This is a genomic window from Kitasatospora griseola (assembly GCF_014648555.1).
GTDB classification, from domain to species: Bacteria; Actinomycetota; Actinomycetes; order Streptomycetales; family Streptomycetaceae; genus Kitasatospora; species Kitasatospora griseola.
Genome location: NZ_BMRI01000048.1, coordinates 38646 through 39593, shown reverse-complemented (window position 1 = coordinate 39593; position 948 = coordinate 38646). Strand labels below are relative to the sequence as shown.

At 74.1% G+C, this 948-nt stretch carries 2 protein-coding genes; one reads left to right on the top strand and one right to left on the bottom strand.

The window, feature by feature from the left end; translation table 11 throughout:
• Positions 1-376: phosphoribosylaminoimidazolesuccinocarboxamide synthase (locus IEZ12_RS39695; RefSeq protein ID WP_308431113.1), on the top strand; the 376-nt coding region annotated here is incomplete at its 5' end.
• A 30-nt stretch (positions 377-406) separates the two neighbouring features.
• On the opposite strand, the gene IEZ12_RS34255 is transcribed toward IEZ12_RS39695, so the two are convergent.
• A partial coding sequence (locus IEZ12_RS34255; RefSeq protein ID WP_229848561.1) for a response regulator transcription factor occupies positions 407-948 on the bottom strand: 542 nt, incomplete at its 5' end.

The following is a 948-nucleotide window of genomic DNA, read 5'->3' as shown; positions in this document are numbered from 1 at the left end:
CGCCGACCTCGCCGCCACCCTGCGGCAGACCACCCTCGCCGTGTACTCCCGGGCCCGCGAGATCGCCCGCGAGCGCGGCCTGATCCTCGCCGACACCAAGTTCGAGTTCGGCCTGCTGGACGGCGAACTGGTGATCGGCGACGAGGTGCTGACCCCCGACTCGTCCCGCTACTGGCCCGCCGACGAGTGGCAGCCCGGTCGCGACCAGCCGTCCTTCGACAAGCAGATCATCCGCGACTGGCTGACCTCGTCCGCCTCCGGCTGGGACCGCAAGAGCGACAACCCGCCGCCGGCGCTGCCCGCCGAGATCGTCGAGCACACCCGGCAGCGCTACATCGACGCCTACGAGAAGCTCACCGGCCTCACCTGGAAGTGACGCCGCCGCGCGGCCGGCTGTGGCGGTGCGTCACAGCCAGCCGTGCTCGCGGGCGATCCGCACCGCCGCGTGCCGGTTCTCCGCGCCCAGCTTGCCTGCCGCCGAGGACAGGTAGTTGCGCACCGTGCCCTGGGACAGCGACGCCCGGTCGGCGATCTCGGCGATCGAGGAGCCGTCCGCGGCCAGCTCCAGCACGTCCGTCTCGCGCGGCGTCAGCGGGGAGTCGCCCGCGCTGATCGCCTCCGCGGCCAGTTCCGGGTCCACGTAGCGGCCGCCCGCGCGGACGGTGCGGATGATGCCCGCCAGGTCGGAGGCGGAGACGGTCTTCGGCAGGAAGCCGCGCACCCCGACCTCCAGGGCCCGCTTCAGGTAGCCCGGGCGGCCGTGCCCGGTCACGATCATCACCCGGCAGTCCGGCAGCCGATGCCGCAGTTCGGACGCCACCTCCAGGCCGTCCAGGCCCGGCATCTGCAGGTCCAGCACCGCCACGTCCGGGCGGTGCGCGGCGGCCATCGCCAGCGCCTCCGGGCCGGACGCCGCCTCGGCGACCACCGTCAGGTCGTCCTCCAGCG